The sequence below is a fragment of the Microlunatus sp. M237 genome (genome assembly GCF_056896895.1).
The window spans coordinates 26,568-45,544 of the sequence record NZ_JBXHBL010000004.1 but is presented as its reverse complement, the minus strand read 5'-3'; the positions used below and the strand labels follow the sequence as shown (position 1 = coordinate 45,544).

General features: G+C 68.8%; 16 protein-coding genes. 4 read left to right on the top strand and 12 right to left on the bottom strand.

The features are described 5' to 3' along the window. Nucleotides 1–19 precede the first annotated feature (19 nt). Nucleotides 20–292, top strand: coding sequence for a GlsB/YeaQ/YmgE family stress response membrane protein (locus AC1XX3_RS16010; RefSeq protein ID WP_483322169.1), 273 nt, complete (start codon nt 20–22; stop codon nt 290–292). A 91-nt stretch (nt 293–383) separates the two neighbouring features. Here the strand turns inward: AC1XX3_RS16010 and AC1XX3_RS16005 are convergent, their stop codons facing one another. From AC1XX3_RS16005 to AC1XX3_RS15960, 10 genes are all read right to left on the bottom strand, one after another. After that, on the bottom strand, nt 384–1,868 hold the full coding sequence (locus AC1XX3_RS16005; RefSeq protein WP_483322168.1) for an ADP-ribosylglycohydrolase family protein: 1,485 nt from the start codon (nt 1,866–1,868) through the stop codon (nt 384–386). 11 nt (nt 1,869–1,879) lie between these two features. Beyond that, complete coding sequence (gene nadE, locus AC1XX3_RS16000) at nt 1,880–2,695, bottom strand: ammonia-dependent NAD(+) synthetase (protein ID WP_483322167.1); 816 nt, start codon at nt 2,693–2,695, stop codon at nt 1,880–1,882. A 4-nt stretch (nt 2,696–2,699) separates the two neighbouring features. Further along, on the bottom strand, nt 2,700–3,503 hold the full coding sequence (locus tag AC1XX3_RS15995; RefSeq protein ID WP_483322166.1) for an NUDIX hydrolase: 804 nt from the start codon (nt 3,501–3,503) through the stop codon (nt 2,700–2,702). Beyond that, on the bottom strand, nt 3,500–4,144 hold the full coding sequence (locus AC1XX3_RS15990; RefSeq protein WP_483322165.1) for an isochorismatase family protein: 645 nt from the start codon (nt 4,142–4,144) through the stop codon (nt 3,500–3,502). The genes AC1XX3_RS15995 and AC1XX3_RS15990 overlap by 4 nt, the downstream gene beginning before the upstream one ends. Nucleotides 4,145–4,303: 159 nt before the next feature. After that, nucleotides 4,304–6,793, bottom strand: coding sequence for a transglycosylase domain-containing protein (locus AC1XX3_RS15985; protein ID WP_483322164.1), 2,490 nt, complete (start codon nt 6,791–6,793; stop codon nt 4,304–4,306). 102 nt (nt 6,794–6,895) lie between these two features. Continuing rightward, entirely contained in the window at nt 6,896–7,798 is a 903-nt protein-coding gene (locus AC1XX3_RS15980; RefSeq protein WP_483322163.1) for a sucrase ferredoxin, read from the bottom strand. Continuing rightward, entirely contained in the window at nt 7,795–9,072 is a 1,278-nt protein-coding gene (locus AC1XX3_RS15975; RefSeq protein WP_483322162.1) for a cupin domain-containing protein, read from the bottom strand. Before AC1XX3_RS15975 ends, AC1XX3_RS15980 begins: the two co-directional genes overlap by 4 nt. Before the next feature lie 3 nt (nt 9,073–9,075). Then, nucleotides 9,076–9,324, bottom strand: a complete 249-nt coding sequence (locus tag AC1XX3_RS15970) for a hypothetical protein (protein ID WP_483322161.1) — start codon at nt 9,322–9,324, stop codon at nt 9,076–9,078. Between the two features lie 260 nt (nt 9,325–9,584). Next, the gene (locus AC1XX3_RS15965) at nt 9,585–10,505 is read right to left on the bottom strand and encodes an acetamidase/formamidase family protein (RefSeq protein WP_483322160.1); all 921 of its coding nucleotides are present in this window, start codon (nt 10,503–10,505) and stop codon (nt 9,585–9,587) included. Beyond that, nucleotides 10,502–11,542: a LacI family DNA-binding transcriptional regulator gene (locus AC1XX3_RS15960; protein WP_483322159.1), complete on the bottom strand. Its 1,041-nt coding sequence runs from the start codon at nt 11,540–11,542 to the stop codon at nt 10,502–10,504. The genes AC1XX3_RS15965 and AC1XX3_RS15960 overlap by 4 nt, the downstream gene beginning before the upstream one ends. Before the next feature lie 405 nt (nt 11,543–11,947). Between AC1XX3_RS15960 and AC1XX3_RS15955 the strand changes: the two genes are divergently transcribed. The 3 genes from AC1XX3_RS15955 to AC1XX3_RS15945 are packed head-to-tail and all read left to right on the top strand — an operon-like array spanning nt 11,948 to nt 15,130. Next, nucleotides 11,948–13,312, top strand: coding sequence for an extracellular solute-binding protein (locus AC1XX3_RS15955; RefSeq protein ID WP_483322158.1), 1,365 nt, complete (start codon nt 11,948–11,950; stop codon nt 13,310–13,312). Then, a complete protein-coding gene (locus tag AC1XX3_RS15950; RefSeq protein WP_483322157.1) occupies nt 13,309–14,241 on the top strand; it encodes a carbohydrate ABC transporter permease in 933 nt (310 codons plus the stop codon). Before AC1XX3_RS15955 ends, AC1XX3_RS15950 begins: the two co-directional genes overlap by 4 nt. Nucleotide 14,242: 1 nt before the next feature. Then, complete coding sequence (locus AC1XX3_RS15945) at nt 14,243–15,130, top strand: carbohydrate ABC transporter permease (RefSeq protein ID WP_483322156.1); 888 nt, start codon at nt 14,243–14,245, stop codon at nt 15,128–15,130. A 23-nt stretch (nt 15,131–15,153) separates the two neighbouring features. Here the strand turns inward: AC1XX3_RS15945 and AC1XX3_RS15940 are convergent, their stop codons facing one another. Together AC1XX3_RS15940 and AC1XX3_RS15935 are read right to left on the bottom strand one after the other, a co-directional pair. Continuing rightward, nucleotides 15,154–16,032 carry an aminoglycoside phosphotransferase family protein gene (locus AC1XX3_RS15940; RefSeq protein ID WP_483322155.1) on the bottom strand — a complete coding sequence of 293 codons (879 nt, stop codon included), beginning with the start codon at nt 16,030–16,032 and terminating at the stop codon, nt 15,154–15,156. Between the two features lie 426 nt (nt 16,033–16,458). Then, a complete protein-coding gene (locus tag AC1XX3_RS15935) occupies nt 16,459–18,834 on the bottom strand; it encodes an ATP-binding cassette domain-containing protein (RefSeq protein ID WP_483322154.1) in 2,376 nt (791 codons plus the stop codon). Nucleotides 18,835–18,977 lie beyond the last annotated feature (143 nt).

Sequence of the window (18,977 nt, the reverse complement as noted above, 5' to 3'; positions counted from 1 at the left end):
CCAGCCAAACGGAGGAATTGTGGAGATTATCGGCGTCATCATCGCGGGCATCATCATCGGCCTGCTCGGAAAGTTCGTCGCACCAGGGGACCGGGACAACATCCCCCTCTGGTTGACCATCGTGTGCGGCATCGCCGGCGTGATCATCGGCTGGTTCGTCTACACCGCGTTCGGTGGCAATGGCAGCCCCGGTATCGACTGGGTCCGCTGGATCGTCGCGATCGTGGTAGCTGCAATCCTCGTCGTGATTGCGTCGGCCGTAACGGGTCGCTCGCGTCCGCGATCCAACTGATCGGATAGTCCTCGGCGGCTGGCGTGGTGACCCCCGACCGGGGGTCACCACGCGTCAGCCGCAATCACTGCTGCCGTTCAGTGCCCCGGCCTTAGGCGCGGGAGCTGCGGTCGGCGATCAACTGGGCGAAGGCCCGCTTCGGATGAGCTCCGGGCAGTACCGACACCACGCGGGCGAGAGACTGGGCCGGCGTGGTCTGGGTGATCAAAGCCCCGTAGAGCGCGGCGACCGTCGGCGTACGTGAATGGGCGGCTGCGCAGTGCAGCAGGACCCGCTTACCCTCGGCCCGCAGCGCGGCCACCATTGCCGCCGTGTCGTCGAGAAGGAACGCCAGATTCGGGTTGACCGAGGCGTCATCATCGTCGACCAACCAGACATTCAGGTGCTCGATCCCCGCCGGCACGTCCGCCGACCCGGTCCGGCACAGCGATACCACCGCGTCCACCGCCAGCGGCGAGGCCGCCCCCGGCCGCAGCCGGGGCAGCGCAGCAGCCGTGCCCAGCAGGACCCCGGCGTCGTCCGGGTGCTCCACGACCTCGGCTGTCGAGGGCCAGGAACGGGCGTAGTAGCTATCCAGCGACGGCGATCCCGGCCAGCCCGTCGAGTCGTCGGTGCCGCCCGGAGCCGCTCGGACGGCAAGCCGTACCAGGTCGTCGGCGCGCAGGCCCGGCCAGCCGTGAACCAGGCGGCGCCATTGATGGGGGACCGCGGTGGCGCCCCAGCGCGCTCCGAGCAGGGCGCCTGCCACCGCCGCTACGGTATCGGTGTCGTGACCGGCCCCGACCGCGGCATCCAGGGCGGCGGCGAAGTGAGCCGGCCCCTCGCCGGGTGTCGATCGGATGGCGGCCCATGCGTCCTGCAGAGTCACGACGACGAACGCGTTGTTGCCGAAGGAGCCTGGACGACCACTCTCAGCCTCCGCCAGCCGCTGCGCCCAGTACGCCCGCCGATCCGAGGCCAACAGGTTGACGCCGGCCGCCACCCCGCCGAAGCCGTCACCGCGGACGGCCCGACGTATCGCCTCTGACCAGATCACCGACGCTTCCGCGGCCAGCGGGTCAGGGTGGGTCAGGGCGGCGATCGCCGCCGCAGCGTCGGCACCGCCGACGGCGTCGTCGAGGTACGCGAGGGCGACCGGGCCCGTCCGCATCAGCGCGCCGTTGCCAGCGGTACGCCCCGTGGCCCGGTGCCGTGTCATGGCGGCTCGCCGCAGCTGCCCGACCGGGTCGGTGATGCCGGCGAGCGGTCGCGGGCCCATCGCGGCGAAGACGGCGCTGGTGTGGATGCCGATGTCGGCAGGTCCGTCGTCCCACCACCGCAGCCAGCCGCGGGCGATGGCCTCGAGGGCCTCGGGGGTGCGCAGGTCGAAGCCGGCGGCGGCGGCCTGCAGAATCGGCACCGCCTGCGCCGTGTCGTCGGTCCACTCGCCGGGTGCGAAGCCGCCCAGCCCGCCGCCGATCATCCGCGCCTGTCCGGGCGCCGGTGCGGCAGCGAACTCGTACCCCGCGCCGAGTGCATCGCCGACCGCCGAGCCGAGCACGGCGCCGGCCGCACGGTCGAGCGTCGCGGGGCTCATGCTGGGCCTGCTCATGGCGACACCGGCAGCGCGCGTTTGTGTGCCGTCCTGGCGTACGCGCTCTCCACCACCGCGCAGACCTCGGCGCTGACCGGGCGACCCTCGAGGTAGTCGTCGATGTCGTCGTAGGTACAGCCGTAGGCCACCTCGTCCGGCAGCTGGGGCCGGTCGTCCTCGAGGTCGGCGGTCGGGGTCTTGAGCACCAGCTCTTCGGGGGCACCGAGATGCCGTGCCACCGCCCGGACCCGCCGCTTGGTCAGACCCGCCAGCGGGGTCAGGTCGCAGGCGCCGTCGCCGAACTTGGTGAAGAACCCCATCAGCGCCTCCGCCGCATGGTCGGTGCCGATCACCAGGGCCTTCAACCCACCGGCCACGGCGTATTGCGCCACCATCCGTTCCCGCGCCTTGATGTTGCCCTTGACGAAGTCGGCGGTGAAGGCGTCCGGGTATCCCTCGGCCGGCATGGCGGCGGCGTGCATGGCGTCGGCGGCTGGGGCGATGTCCACCGTGACGACGCGGTGCGCCCGGATGAAGTCGAGCGACCGCTGCGCGTCAGCCTCGTCGGCCTGGGTGCCGTACGGAAGCCGCATCGCGGTGAAGGTGGCGCCGGCGCGCTCGCAGGCGAGCTGCGCGAGCCGGCCGGCGGTGAGGGAGTCGACGCCGCCGCTGATGCCGAGGACGTAGCCGGTGGCGCGGCTGGCCGCGAGATAGTCGACGAGGAAGGTGATCCGTCGCTCGGCCTCGGTGGCGGCGTCGAAGTCGGGGGCGATGCCCAGATCGGCGATGATCGCGGTCCGAGTCTGGCTCAGCTGTTCGGGCGTGGTCATGGTGTCAGTCCTTCGGGAGTCGTCTGCGCCGCTGCCGTTCGGGGCGGCTCGGTCGTAGGAGGGGCGGGTCGAGCAGGGTCGCGTCGCCGGCGCGATAGAGGCTGGCGCGGCGGACGCCGGTTCCCGCACCGCCGCTGGTGGTGCCGGTGGGCTCCACGAAACCGGGGATGTTGGTCACCCACCGGCGGAAGTTGGGCCCGTCCAGGGGTTCGCCCCAGACAGTCTCGAACACCCGCCGCAGCTCACCGAGACTGAACTGCGGCGGGCAGAACACCGTGGCCAGTGGCGTGTACTCGAGCTTGGACGAGGCCCGCTCCAAGGCGTCGGCCAGGATGCGCCCGTGGTCGAACGCCAGCCGGATCTCGCGCGAGTCCAGCTCGGCGACCGGGAAGAAGCGGGCTTCGGCAGCATCTGAGCCACCCTCGGGGGTGGCCAGGTGCGGCAGCAGCCCGAGATAGGCCACGGAGATGACCCGAGCGCGCGGGTCGCGGCCCGGGTCGCCGTAGCTGCCCAGCTGCTCGAGGTGCCCGACGGCGGTGCCGACCCCGGTCTCCTCGCGCAGCTCACGTCGGGCGGCTGCATCGAGCGTCTCGTCCGGCCCCAGAAAACCCCCGGGAAGCGCCCAATGGTCCCTGTACGGCCAACCGCCCCGACGGACCAGCAAGACGCAGAGGTCACCATTGCGGATCGTGAGCAGGACGACGTCGACGCTGACCTCGGTGCGCGGGTATATCGAGGGGTCGTAGTCGGCGAGGAACTGCCGCTCCTGGTCCGACTCGGGGACGTACCCCCCACTGTCGCCGGTCACACCGCGCCCGGGCTGACCGGCTGGTCGGCGGCACCCGAGACGTCGGCCGACACAATCGTCGACACCCCAGCCGCCGCCATCTCCTCTCGGGCCTGTCGGCCCAGCTCCTCGCTGACCGGGGCGCTGAGGTCGCGCAGGTAGCGCACCTGAAGTCCTGACTGCACGGCATCCAACGCGGTGGCACGGACGCAGTGGCTCTCAGCCAGACCACAGACGTCCACCGCTGTGATCCCCGCAGCCTGGAGCAGTTCTGCGAGCGGTCGATCGAGGGCGTCTGTGCCGTCGAAGCCGGAGTACGCCGCCGCGTACTGGCCCTTGCGGATGGTCACCGGCTGAAGCCCCAGCTCGCCGATCACGGCGGCCAGCTCTGGGTGCAGCTCGGCGTTGGGCGTACCGGCGACTCCGTGCGGCGGCCAGGTGTCCACGAAGTCCGGCGAGTCGGAGAAATGCGGCCCGGGGTCGATGTGGAAGTCCTGGGTGGTGACGACCAGGTCATAGGCGGCTCCGGCTCGGCGGAGAAAGCCGGCCGCCTCTCGCGCCACCCGGTGGCCCCCGGTCACCGGCAGCTCCCCGCCCTCACAGAAAGTCGGTTGGAGGTCGACCAGGAGAAGTGCTCGACGGGTCGGGCTCGTCGTGGTCATCCCTCAGCCTCTCGGCTCGGCATCGGCATCGTTCGCCGGCCGCGCCGACCAGAGCGCTGCCAGAGCCGGAAACCATCTCAATGTCATAGTGACCATAGGATGATGATGTCACAGTGACCTTTCGCCACCTACGGCGGGGTCGAGTGGAAGAGTCCGAGCTCAGCGATCGCCGTCCTTCTTCTTCTCCTCTTTCTTTTCCTCGGCCTCTTTTCGCTCCGCCCGCTTCTTGTCGCGCGAACGCTCCGCGGCCTCTTCTCGCGCCTCGCGTGCCTTCGCCGCCGCCCGCTCCCGGGCACGCCGAGCCCGCTCACGGGCCTCCCGCTCAATAGCAGGGTCGGGTCCCGCGGAGTAGACGGCATAGACCGTGCTGAACTCCTTCACCCGACCCCCCGAGGGCGAGAAGCCGAGGAAGGTGCCGACCGGGGCGTTGCTGTAGCGGGTGGCTCGCTCCAGCGTGAAGCCCCTGGCCTCCAGCTTCTTGCGAGCCTCGGCAATGCTCAGGCCGGCGATCGCCGGCATCGTCACCGTGCGACCAGTGTCCACCTTGGCGGGCGGGTCGGAGAACTTCGACTTCTTCGTGCCCTTGAGGTATTCGTCCATGGTGGGCTTCCAGATCTTCATGCCCGCATCACCGCTGCCGGACCCCTCGAGCAAGGTTCCGCTGGGCAGCGTGTAGTTCTTCACGCCACTGCGGCGGAAGCCCGGCTTTCCCTTCTTGAACGGCTTCTTCTGGTTATCGATCGAGATCATCACCACGCCGGCGACATCGGGGGTGTAGCCGGCGAACCAGACCGCCTCATTACTGTCGATGGTGCCCGTCTTGCCGGCCTGTGGCCGTCCGTCGGAGATGGCGGCCCGCTTGCCGGTGCCCTTGGCCATCACGCTGCTGAGCAGCTTGTTCATGCCGTCAGCCACGTCCTGGTCGATCACCCGCTTGCAGTTCGCACTCGGCGCCTCAAGCTCCTTACCCGACGGGGTGGTGATCTTGGAGATGATGATCGGCTTGCAGTGGATGCCGCGGGCAGCGAACGTGGCGTACGCCTCGGCCATCGACAACGGGCTGACCTCGACCGACCCGAGGGTGAAGGCGGGCTTGTCCTGGTAGTAGTCGACCAGCTGCCGACCCTCGGCGCTGCTCTTCACCCCCAGCTTCTCCGCCATCTTGGTCACCCGGCACATGCCGGTCAGCAGCTCCAGCTGGACGAAATAGGTGTTCACCGACATCTCAGCACCGCGATACATGTTCATCACGCCGCTGGTGCCGGTGGAGTTGGCGACCGACCACGACCCGTAGACGCGCTGCCGGCCGGTGCAGGTGCTGAACGGTTTGCCCGAGAAGTTCATCTTCGGCGCCGCGTTGAACTTCTTCGACAGCGGGATGCCCTTCTCCAGTGCCGCTGCCGCCGTGAACACCTTGAACGTCGACCCTGCCTGATAGCCCTGGGCGCCACCCATGCTGGGCTCCGCGGAGTAGTTCCAGTAGGTGTTGCCCTTCTTGGCGTTGCTCCCCATCACCGGCCGGCTCTGCGCCATGGCGATGATCTGACCGGTACCGGGCTCGATCATGTCCATGGTGGAGATCACCGGGTCGGTCGCCTTGACGACCGAGCTGACCGCTTTCTGCGCCTTGTCCTGGCTCTCGGGGTCGATCTTGGTCTCGATGGTGAGCCCGCCGCGCTTGAGCGCGTTGAGCCGATCGTCCACCGTCTTGCCCAGGCTGGGTGACTGCTCCAGCGACTTCACCACGTACTGACAGAGGAAGGGATACTTGCTGCCGACGCACCCGTTGCGCGTCCGCTTCACCGACTTCTCGTTGAACGTGGTGGCTTTGGCCTTCTTGGCCTGGTCGACAGTGATGAGCTTCAGCGCAGCCATCCGGTTGATCACCACATCACGCCGGTCCAGGGCGGCGGGCTCGTTCCTGACCGGGTTGTTGGATCCCGGGTTCTGCACCAGGCCTGCCACCATCGCGGCCTGTGCCAGGTCCAGCTTGGCGGCACTCTTGCCGAAGTAGAGGCGCGCCGCAGCCTCGACGCCGTACGCTCCCTCACCGTAGTAGGCGATATTGAGATAGCGCTCCAGGATCTCATCCTTGGTGAGCTTGTCCTCGATGGCGATGGCGTAGCGGAGCTCTTGGATCTTGCGCGCGTACGAGGCTTCCTGCGCGGCCTGGATGCCGGCGTCGTCGCCGGCCTGGCGGGCCTTCTCGATCTGCACCATCTTCACGTACTGCTGGGTGAGCGAGGAACCACCCTGGGTCCCCGCGGTCGAGGTCGAGTTGCGCAGCAACGCTCGCAGCGTGCCCTTCAGGTCCATCGCACCGTGCTCGTAGAACCGGTGGTCCTCGATGGCGATCTGCGCTTGCTTCATCACCGGTGCGATCTTGGTCAGCGGGACATACACCCGGTTCTGGTCGTAGACATACGCCAGCACCTTCCCGTTACCGAGCAGGATCTTCGACCGGGCCGGCTGCGGTGGCGTGATCAGCTCCGCCGGAATCTTCTCCATCTCCCCCGCGGCCGAGCGGCTGCTGACCCCGGCCAGGCCCACCACAGGAAGGAACAGACCGGCCACGAGGAGCCCCGAGAGGACACTGACGACCACGAACATGAGCAACGAGTACGCAATGCGCACAGGCTTCAGGGGCATGCGTACCAGCCTAGGAACGAGAGTCGGACGTGGAACTTCCCCCAAGTGACGTCCGAGGAACATGACGCCTAATTGTCATGTCACTCTAATGCTGGTTTCACATCACTGTCGAACAATTTGGAGAGACTCCACCGAATAGACCAAGGCGCGAGACGGCGCGACCGCCCGGCAGGTCAGCATCGCCGCTGCCTGCGGGGCAGCGTGAACCGTAGCCTCGATCTCTGAGGGCAGCGGTCGGTGACCACGCAGGCGCACGGACCAGGTCTGCTGGTCGACGCGTCGGACGTCGAGAGCCTCCACCTGGCGGACTCCGGCCGGACCGAACCGGGCCAGCGCCGCCACCGCGGCCGCCTGGGCCGGGGCCGCCATCACGCTCAGCCCTCGCAGGTGCTCAGTCACCACGGCGCCGGCGAGATGACGCCGGACGTGGTCGACGGCGTCCACCACCGCTACGCCACCGTAGTACGCACCGTCTGGTAGCAGCACCACGTTGGGGGCGAACCGATCGCCGCCGACGTGACTGCACTCCCAGGTGAGCTCGGGCCACTCCGCCTGCAGCGCGGCTGCTAGGGGGCGGCCCCGGACCGCGCAGCAGGTGTCGTGCACGCCGTGGGCGCAGACCAGCAGGATCGGCTCGGGCGTCCCCGCCGGTGACGGGGTTCGGAGTTCGCTGACCGCATCGAGCAGCTCGTGGTCGGCCGACCAACTGCCCCAGACGGTGCCGTCGTCGTAGGACACCACCGCCCACCGCCGGCTCGACGTCGGGCGTTGCCGGCCAGGACGACGGATCATCAGCACCCGCGCTCCTGCCTGCTGGGCTGCGCTGGTGATCGCCTGGAGCACAGTCGGGTCGATCCCCGACTCCGCCAGCGCGGCGAAGCCCCACGGTCCCGGGTGCTCGACCAACAGCCAGCGACGCCCGGGCGCTGCAGTGCCGAGCTGGGGGTCCCCACGCTCCGCCGCGGCGACGCTGCAGCGAAAGGCGCCCGGTCGGTCCCCGGTCACTCCGCAACCACGGCCAGCGCGAACCGCAGGAGTCGGGCGGCGAGATCCATGCCGAGCTCAGCGGCGGTGGCTCGGCCGGTCCCCAGGATCCGTTGCGCCCCGGCCAGCTCGTCCGCACTCAGCCGCAGCTCGCCTGCACGGCTGTGCACGCACCAGCTGCCGTCGACGCCTTTGTCGAGGGTCGCCTCGAGGTGGTCCCGGAGCCGGAGCACGCTGTGTGGCTCGAGCGCCTCGACGGCCGCCAGCTGCCGCAGCGGTCCCACCGGCGCCGCGCGCTGGCTCAGTCGCACGGCAGCGGTCAGCCGGGCGGAGATCTCCGCCGCGTCAATCTGCTGGAGGGCGTCGAGCAGGTGGGCGCGGACGACCTCCACGTCGTCGCGCGTCTGGTCCGGATCCGTGGCCGACAGCCCGAACCGAAGAGAGCCCCGGACCGCCGGGTCCTCGGCTGCCCGCTCCAGTGCGGCCTGCAGCAGCTGCTCCCCCAGTGCGTGCCGGGTCCAGCTGTGCACCCCGATCGTCAGGTGGGTACTGACCCCGCCGAGCGCGGTCGCTGCGTGGAGATAGCCGCGAGGCAGATAGAGGCAGTCGCCCGGCCGGAGAACCGTCTGCAGCATCGGCGGCTCGGCAGCTGCCCGCTCGACGGCCACCCGGCGCTCGCTCCAGGGCTGGTCCCGTAGCGGTGACGCGTGCACCGGGGCGTGGATGGACCACTCCTTCTCGCCGGCGATCTGCAGCACGAACACGTCGTGTACGTCGTAGTGGTCGCTGAACCCTTTGTTCTGCGGCGGCGTGACGTAGGCGTTGGCCTGCACCGGGTGGCCGAGCTCGGCCGCGAGCTGCTGGCAGAACTCGAGGATCGGCGGCCACAATCTGTGCAGTCCCTGCAGGACCAGCGTCGCGCCGTCGGCGAACAACGTCACCAGCTTGTCGTCGCTGACCTGGTCGCTCACGCCGGCACCGACGCCGCCGCCGGCGGTGAACGCGCCGGTGGGAAGCGTGCTGCCGGCCTTCGCGACGCGGAGAAACGGCGTACGCAGTCCGCGCTGGGACACCAGCTCATCGACCGCGGCCTCGTCCAGCAGGTCGTCGAAGCCCGCCGGCAGGTCGGCGGCGCGCGTCAGCAACGGCTGCGCGCCCCAGTGCCGGCGGGCGAACTCCGCGGGATCGACTCCGATCAGTCGTGGCACCGCCGGCGACGAGTGGCCAGGGCGGGTGAACTCGGAACGCCCGGGCACCGGCCCGGGCGCTCCGTCAACTTTGGTAGTGCCGGTCACGGACTAGAGACCACTGGCTCCGCCGTCGGCACCGCCATCGGCACCGCCATCCGCCCCGCCGTCAGCACCGCCATCCGCGCCGCCGTCGTGGGTTCCCGGTACGCCCTCCGCACCGCCGTCGGCCGGACCTTCGGCGCCGCTGTCAGCCCCACCGTCAGCGCCGCCATCGTGGATGCCGGGTACGCCCTGCGCATCGCCGTCGGTCAGTCCTTCGTTCGACTGGTCGTTCGGGTCGACAGTGCTCTCGCTCATGCTCGTCCTCCGTCATGTCGTGGCCGCCAGGGCCGGGGAGAGGGCGCCCGAAACGACGCCGTCCTGGTCCAACGTCTACACGCAAAGAGCGGCGCTTGGCTAGGGCTGTCCACCGGCGGCGGATGGGGGGCGTCCGCGCCGGCCTCACGCTCAGCGGCAGAGCCTTTCGGGTCCGACCCAGCCCAGCCCGCGACGGTTGTCCAGCCGAAGCCGAAGTGGGTCGAGCCGGCCCGAGTCAGCGCTCCGCTGAGCAGCCTGAGTCAGCGCACCGCGCCGGGCGGCAGCACCGCGTGGACGCCCCAGGTCTTGTTGGCCACCTGGGTGATGCGCAGGTCGACACAAGTGCTGGCCAGCGCCAACGCCGTCGCCTTGTCGAGGTCGTGCAGCCGCTGCAGCCAGATCACCATCGCGTCCAGGGCGTCACCCATCGCGACGTCGAGATCGGGGTCGAACCCGAAGGTGATCCGGCCGGCCGCCGTCTCGGCGTGTATCCCGGGCAGCACGGCGTCCTGGACCAGATCCAGGACCAGCTCGGTGGTCATCGGGCACTCGATCGCCGTGCCGCCGACCTCGCCGTCGCCCTGCGCGGCGTGTCCATCGCCCAGATAGACCAGAGCGTCGTCGACGGCCACCGGCAGGAACAGGGTCGAGCCGGCGGTCAGCTCGCGGCAGTCGATGTTGCCACCGGTCGCCGCCCGCGGCGGGATGGTGGAGTGCTCGCCGGCAGCGGCTGGGGCCACACCGATCACACCGAGGAACGGGGCCAGTGACCGGACGAACCCGCGGTCGGCCGTGGCCGTACCCGCGTCGGCGTCGAGCTCCCACAGCAACCACGACGGCGTGCCTCCCGCCAGGCCGAGCCGCCGGGTGACCGGGGTGTCGGCGGCGCCGGCCACGGTCCAACCCCACGGCCCCGGCCGCATCCCGCTCAGGTGCACCGCAAGCGTGTCGCCGGCTCGGGCACCGCGGACCGCAATCGGCCCGGTCAGGCAGTGCCCGGCGGCGTTGGGGTGCATCTTGGGTCGCACCTCACCGGCGTACGTCTGACGCTCCAGATGGCCCGAGGCGTCCAGCGACTCGACCACCAGCCGCTCGCCGGGATCCACCGTGACCACGGGCCGGTGGTCACGGGAGAAGCAAGTGCTGGTGGTCGCCGCGGTGGCGTCGATGCGGGTGATCATGGCGGCGGCGCTGTCGAGCTGCGGACGACGAGCTCGGTGGCCAGCTCGACGTGGTGGGAGTCGAGCCGCTCGCCGGTGGCCAGCCGAATCGCGGTGCGCAGGGCCACCCGGCCCATCTCGCGCAGCGGCTGACGCACGGTGGTCAGCGGCGGGGACAGCAGCCGGGCCACCTCGGTGTCGTCGAACCCGACGACACTGAGGTCCTCCGGCACCCGCAGCCCGCGGGTACGGGCGGCCTCGATCACCCCGGCCGCGATCTCATCAGTGGCGGCGAAGACCGCGGTGGGCCGCTCCGCCAGGTCGAGCAGCGCTGCCCCTTGGGCCACCCCGTCGTCGTAGTGCGGCCCGCCGCTGTGAACGTACACGTCCGGGACCTGCACGCCCTGGGCGTCCATGGCGGCGCGATAGCCGTGCAGCCGGGCCTGGTTGTAGGCCGAGGCGACGTCACCGCCGATGTAGGCGATCCGCCGGTGGCCGTGCCCGAGCAGGTGCTGTGTGGCGGCGAGACCGCCGGCGAAGTTCGTCGCGCCGACGCTGGTGATCTGGCGCCGCGGCAGGTTGAGCGGGTCGATCACCACAAGCGGCAGCCGAGAGCGTGAGAACGCCCCCAGGTCGCCCTGCCGGACGTCGTCGACCACGTCGATCACCGCCACGCGTCCGAGGTCAGCCAGCCGGGCGACCCAGGCAGCAGCCCGCTTCGAGCCGGCATTGCGCTGCCGGCGCGGGCGGACGCTGACCGCGACCCCGACCCCGAGCTCGGTGGCAGCATCCAGCACGCCGAGCTGAATCTCCACCGAGTAGGTGGACAGCGACCCGTGGAACACGAGCTCGACGATGCGCTGATCGGTCACCGGTCGACCCGGGGGGTCGGCCCGGCGTTCGACGTAGTCGTGCTGTTCAAGCAAGGTGAGCACTCGGGCGCGGGTGGCGGGTCCGACATCGGCGCGCCCGTTCAGCACCTTCGACACCGTCGCCACGGACACGCCGGCAGACGCCGCCACGGTAGCGAGCGTCGTCGGTCCTTCCTCGGTCGGCACGGGGTCCTTCCTCGCCTTCGATGGGAACTGCGGAGCACACAGCGGATCGAGACATCCCCGAACGCCGATATCAAACTTTACGCAGCCAGGAGGTTTTGTCGCTGCCCATTTCCCGAGATTCGGCTGCGGTTAGGCCGTTGCGCTTGGGCTGAACACTGACCTCATCTGTAACGAAAGTTTCGTGCCGGTTCGAGAGCGTATCGTCGAAGTTCCACCGCCGCCAGGCCCACTTGGACACGGTTAGGTCTCGGCCCTCAGCGTATGGTTGACACCACAACTGTCCGAAAGTTACGTTAACGCCGGGCGGTCACCGACGAAACATCTAGCCCGCTGGCATCGACGCCCGGCGGCCGCGTCAGCCCATCGGACCCCGGGGGAAGACCCCGTCTAGCAACGGAGATCAACGTGGACCTCAATCTGACCTCACGCCGCGCGTTCCTCGGCCTCGCGCTCGGCGCATCGGCGACGGCAGCCCTCACCGCTTGCGGTGGTGGGAAGACCCCCACCCAGACGGGTGCAGCGGGCAACGACGCCGGCGGCGAAGCGAGCGCAGCCGGCGGCGGTGCCGCCAGCTACTGGTTCCTCACCGGTCAGCCGCAGCAGGGCATCCGAGAGGCGACGGTCAAGCGCTTCAACGAAGCCAACCCGAGCACCACCATCAAGCACACCGAGTTCCAGAACGACGCGTACAAGACGAAGATCAAGACCGCGATCGGCGCAGGTCAGGGCCCGACCATCATCTGGGGCTGGGGCGGCGGCGGACTCAAGGAGTATGTGAAGAACGACCAGGTCGAGGACCTCACCTCGTTCTTCGCGGAGAACACCGCACTCAAGGACAAGCTCTTCCCGTCGTCGTTCGAAGCAGCGACTGTCGACGGCAAGATCTACGCGATGCCGGCCGAGACGGTGGCGCCGATCATCTTCTACTACAACAAGAAGGCCTTCGAGAAGATCGGCGCCGAGCCTCCGCAGTCGTGGGGCGAGATCATGAGCCTGGTGCCGCGGTTCAACGACGCGGGCATCGCGCCGTTCTCCCTCGGTGGGCAGTCGCGGTGGACCAACATGATGTGGCTGGAGTTCCTGCTGGATCGCACCGCCGGCTCGGAGGTGTTCCAGAACGTCTTCGCCGGCGAGGCGAACGCCTGGTCCGACCCGGCCGTGATCGACACGCTGACCAAGGTGCAGGACCTGGTCAAGGCCAAGGGCTTCATCAAGGGCTTCTCCTCCATCACCGCCGACTCCAACGCCGACCAGGCACTGCTCTACACCGGCAAGGCGGCCATGATGGTCCACGGCGCCTGGACGTACGGCAGCATGAAGGCTGACGGCGGCGACTTCGTCAGCGGCGGAAACCTCGGCTACATGAACTTCCCGGGGGTCGAGGGAGGCAAGGGCGATCCGACCAGCACGGTCGGCAACCCCGGGCAGTACCTCTCGATCTCCTCGAAGGCCTCCGACGCGGAGAAGGAGACCGCCAAGAAGTTCTTCGCCACCTCGGTGCTGGACGACACCGAGGTCAAGTCCTGGGTCTCCAACGGCAGCGTCCCGGTCGTCAAGGGGTCCGACTCCCTGTTCTCCGGCGAGGACACCGAGTTCCTCAAGTTCAACTACGACGTGTCGAGCAAGGCGAAGACCTTCGTCCAGTCGTGGGACCAGGCACTGTCCCCGACTGCGGCCGAGACGCTGCTGGACAACATCGCGAAGCTGTTCCAGCTCTCGATCACGCCCCAGGAGTGGGTCGACAGCATGAACAAGGTCATCGGTAAGTGACCGCGCTGGCTTCGGCCGCCGTCGAGTCGCCGGCCGCCACCCGGGCTGCGGGTGGCGGCGGCGGCCGGGCCAAGTCGCTCACCTGGATGGCGCTGCCGGCGCTGATCTTCTTCGTCGGCTTCGGCGTGGTCCCGCTGTTGGGCGTGTTGGTGCTGTCCTTCACCGAGTGGTCCGGGCTCGGCGAGATCCGACCGGCTGGCTTCGACAGCTGGCGGGCGGTGCTCACCGACCCGGGCCTGCCCCACGCTCTGTGGGTCACCTTCTTGGTCATGGCGCTCAGCTGGCTGGTTCAGACGCCGATGAGCATCCTGATCGGAACCTTCCTCGCCGGCCATCAGCGCTACCGCGAGATCCTCGCGGTGCTGTACTTCATCCCGCTGCTGCTCAGCTCGGCGGCGATCGCCATCACCTACAAGGCGCTGCTGGATCCCAACTTCGGTCTCGGAGCGGGGTTGAAGCTCCCACTGTTGTCCCAGGACTGGCTGGGTCGACCGAACCTTGCTCTCGGCGTCATCATCTTCGTGATCTCCTGGCAGTTCATCCCGTTCCACTCGCTGATCTATCAGGGCGCCGTCCGACAGATCCCGACCACGATGTACGAAGCGGCACTGATCGACGGCGCCGGCCGGGCACGACAGTTCCTCAGCATCACGCTGCCGCAGTTGAAGAACACCATCGTCACCTCGTCCACCTTGATGGTTGTGGGGTCGCTGACCTTCTTCGACCTGATCTTCGTGCTGACCGAGGGCGGACCCGGCGACGCCACCCGCGTGCTCGCCTTGGACATGTACAAGCGAGGGTTCCAGGCCAACCTGATGGGGCCGGCCAGCGCTATCGCGGTCATCTTGATTCTCATCGGGCTCGGCCTCGCTCTCCTGCTCCGCCGCATCGGCGGCAGCACGACCGACAGCCAGCTGGAAGGGGCCTGAGATGGCGACAGTGACCACCGCCGCGGGGCGCACGAAAAGCCGCGGAAAGGAGCAGCCGACGAGGCTGCACAGCACCGGCAGGCCCAACTGGCTGGGCGGCGCACTCGGGTGGGTGTGGCTGGCGATCGTGCTGGTGCCGATCTACTGGATCGTCATCACCAGCTTCAAGACCCAGTCCAGCTATTTCGTCACCAACCCGCTGGTGCCGAGCGCGGAACCCACCACGAACAGCTATCTGCTCGTGATTCAGTCAGACTTCCCGCGCTACTTCCTCAACAGTGTGATCGTCACCGTTGGCGCCATCGTGCCGGCGGTGCTGATCTCCTTCCTGGCCTCGTTCGCCATCGTGCGCGGCACCGGCTGGGTGCTGAAGGGCATCAACTCCCTGTTCCTGCTGGGCCTGGCCATCCCGCTCCAGGCGACGATCATCCCGGTGTACCTGATCATCATCAAGCTCGGCCTCTACGACACCCTGGGCGCGATCATCCTGCCGTCGATCGCCTTCGCCATCCCGTTGTCGGTGCTGGTGTTGTCGAACTTCATCCGCGACGTGCCGAAGGAGCTCTTCGAGTCGATGCGCACCGACGGCGCGAGCGACTGGCAGACCTTGTGGCACCTGGCCTTCCCCCTGACCCGGCCGGCCCTGGTGACCGTGACGATCTACAACGGGCTGGGGATCTGGAACGGGTTCCTGCTGCCACTGATCCTGACTCAGAGTCCGGAGAAGCGCACCCTGCCGTTGGCGCTGTGGTCGTTCCAGGGCCAATACAGCGTCAACGTGCCGGCCGTGCTGGCCTCTGTGGTGCTGACCACGCTGCCGATCCTGGTCCTCTACATCATCGGGCGCCGGCAGCTGCTCAGCGGCCTGACCGCCGGCTTCAGCAAGTGAGGGCCACGACCGGCCGGCCGGTCCTAGGCGAAGATGGCCAGCAACCGCTGACACCGGGCCGGGTCGCTGGTCAGTCCGTGGTCGAGGCCCCAGAGCAGGTAGGCCATCGACCGGGCCACCACCCAGTCCCGGGCCCGGTCGGCGGGCAGCTCCGCTCGCTGGACGATCAGGTCGACGTGGCGCCGGACGTCGCCGTCGGTCGCCATCTCGTCGAGGCGTGACCACAGGATGCGGGCCAGGTCATATTCCATGTCGCCGCGGAGCAGGACGGGGTCGACGACCAGCCACGGAGCTCGGGTGCCGGCGAGGACCTGGTCGTGGTGGAGATCGCCGTTGACCGCTTCGTTGCCGTGTCCTTGGCTGAGCCGGTCCGCAGCCTGGACGGCCGCGTGCAGCACTGCCCGCGTGGTCGGGCGGCCGAGACGCTGCCAGTCGGCGGAGAACCTCGCGGCGCCGGCCGCGGCGATCTCGCCAGTACTCAGCACGTCGGCGGGCGCCGGAATCGCCAACGCCACCATGATCGCAGCCAGGATCGGCGCCGCCTCGTCCAACGGCAGCGTCCGCAGGGAACGCGCGCCGTCGAGGCGCTCCAACAGGGTGGCCGACCGGTCCAGGTCGACGTCGACCAGCCGGACGGTTCCGCGACCGGCCCAGAACCGGAGCGCGCCGACCTCGGCACTCAGGTCGTCCTCGGGTGGCGACATTCGCAGTGCCAGTGGGGTGGGACCACGGCGCACCGGCAGCACCAAGGCATTGGACCCGTGCCAGGGCGATCCGTCGACGACGAGGTCCCAGCGGCGGCACTGCTCAGCCACCAGCTCAGACAGTCGCGACAGCCAGGCCCGGCCCGGCTCATCCGACCACCACCGCGGCATGGCGCGGAACGCCTCGGGGATCTGCACGTCGTCAATCGTGGCAGCCCGGCGGCTGTCGGCGGGCAAACAAAAAAGTTCACGGCCACCTGCTCGGGGGTTCAGGAGGCCGTGAACTTGTTCTAAGATACCCGGCTGGTGCGATCCGCGGGTGAGATCGACCAGAAGCTCAGCAAGATCTCAGCTCACGCGCCGGCTGCCGAGCAGCTCGCCCGCAGAGGTGGGCGAGCCACCCGGCATCACTGGCACCGATCGGGTCCCTCGATCGTTGCGGGAGGTGGGGCCGGTCTCCGCCGTCGTGCCGACCGGTCTCGATGAGGCGAAACGTAGTTCGGGGGAACGTGTGTTCCGCCTCGGGGGAAGCGGAACGCCTGGATCCGGCGGCGACGTACGCCGTCGGACCCGGGCGTTTCGCGTCAAGGCAGTCCGACCCGGCTCGACTCGCCCACCAGGTCGTCAGGACCCGACGTAGGCCGCGAGGTGCTCGCCGGTGAGGGTGGGCCGGGTTTCAACCAGCTCGGCCGGCGTCCCCTCGAAGACGACTCGGCCGCCGTCGCGACCGGCACCCGGGCCGAGGTCGATGATCCAGTCGGCGTGGGCCATCACTGCCTGGTGGTGCTCGATGACCACGATCGACTTGCCGGAGTCCACCAAGCGGTCCAGCATCCCCAGCAGGTTGTCCACGTCGGCGAGATGCAGACCGGTGGTCGGTTCGTCCAAGACGATGACGCCACCCTTGTCGCCGAGATGGCTCGCCAGCTTGATCCGCTGACGTTCGCCACCGGACAGCGTGGTGAGGGGCTGACCGAGGGTGAGATATCCGAGACCGACGTCGGCGAGCCGACTCACGATCTTGTGCGCGGCCGGCAGCTTCGCGTCCCCGTCGGCGAAGAACTGCTCCGCCTCGGCGACAGGCATCGCCAGCACTTCGCTGATGTCCGAGCCCCCGAAGCGGTATTCCAGCACCGACGCGTCGAACCGCCTGCCCTCGCACACCTCGCAGGGGGCGGCCACGCCGGCCATCATGCCGAGGTCGGTGTAGATCACTCCGGCGCCGTTGCAGTTCGGACAAGCCCCCTCCGAGTTGGCGCTGAACAGAGCCGGCTTGACCCCGTTCGCCTTGGCGAAGGCCTTGCGGATGGGCTCCAGCAGCCCGGTGTAGGTGGCGGGGTTGCTCCGCCGCGAGCCACGGATCGCGGCCTGGTCGACAGTCACGACGCCGTCCCGCCCGGACACCGAACCACGGATCAGCGAGCTCTTGCCCGAGCCTGCAACGCCGGTGAGGACGACCAGAACTCCGAGCGGAATGTCGACGTCGACGTCCAACAGGTTGTGGGTGCTCGCGCCGCGGACCTCCAAGGCACCCGTCGCGCTGCGAACCACCGTCTTCAGCGTGGCCCGGTCGTCGAGGTGGCGCCCGGTGATCGTGTCGCTCGACCGCAGCCCTTCGACGGTCCCCTCGTACATGATCTGGCCACCCTCGGTTCCGGCCTTCGGGCCGAGGTCGATGACGTGATCGGCGATCGCGATCATCTCGGGCTTGTGCTCCACCACCAGCACGGTGTTGCCCTTGTCGCGCAGCTGGAGCAACAGCTCGTTCATCCGGGCGATGTCGTGCGGGTGCAGTCCGATGGTTGGCTCATCGAACACGTACGTCACATCGGTCAGGGAGGAACCGAGGTGACGGATCATCTTCGTGCGTTGGGACTCGCCACCGGAGAGGGTTCCCGCCGGGCGGTCCAGCGAGAGATAGCCGAGGCCGATACCGACGAAGGAGTCGAGCGTCTCGCGCAGTGCTTCCAGCAGCGGCGCCACCGAAGGCTCACTCAGCTCACCGATCCACGCCGCCAAGTCGCTGATCTGCATGGCGCACAGGTCGGCGATGTTCTTGCCGTTGATCTTGGACGAGCGGGCCGCCGCGCTCAGCCTGGTGCCGCCGCACTCGGGACAGGTGGTGAAGGTGACGGCGCGCTCGACGAACGCGCGGATGTGGGGCTGGAGGGCGTCCACGTCCTTGGACAGGTAGGACTTCTGGATCTGCGGAATCAGGCCCTGGTAGGTCAGGTTGATGCCATCGATCTTGATCTTGGTCGGCTCCTTGTGGAGCAGGTCGTCGAGCTCGCGCTTGGTGTAGTTGCGGATCGGCTTGTCCGGATCGAAATAGCCGCAGCCCCGGAAGATCCGGCCGTACCAGCCCTCCATGCTGTAGCCCGGGATGGTGAGCGCACCCTCGTTCAGCGACAGGGTGTCGTCGTAAAGCTGAGTGAGATCGATGTCGTTCACTGCGCCGCGGCCCTCGCAGCGGGGGCACATGCCGCCGGTGATGCTGAAGCTCCGTCGTTCCTTGGTGGTGCGGCCGCCCTTCTCCAGCGTGACGGCGCCGGCGCCGGAGATCGAGGCGACGTTGAAGGAGAACGCCTGGGAGGATCCGATGTAGGGCTGGCCGAGCCGGCTGAACAGGATCCGCAGCATGGCGTTGGCATCGGTCGCCGTCCCGACCGTGGAGCGGGGGTCGCTGCCCATCCGTTCCTGATCGACGATGATCGCTGTCGTCAGGCCGTCGAGGAGGTCGACATCGGGACGGGCCAAGGTCGGCATGAAGCCCTGGACGAAGGCGCTGTAGGTCTCGTTGATCATCCGCTGCGACTCCGCCGCGATCGTGCCGAAGACCAGTGAGCTCTTGCCTGAGCCGGAGATGCCGGTGAATACGGTGAGCCGCCGCTTGGGGATCTCGACACTGACGTCGCGCAGGTTGTTCACCCGTGCGCCGCGGACCCGGATCAGGTCATGACTGTCGGCCGCGTGCGCCGCGGACCGCTCGGGCGTGCTCATCGAATCTCCGTCCACCAGGCGTGTGGTCGTGATCGTGCCACGTCCCCCTGACAGTTGGCCAGGAAACCTGCCGCCCGCGAGCGGCGTACTCCCCTCCCGACGCTGACCGCCCCTGGTCAGCCGAGGCACGGCCGGACTACGTC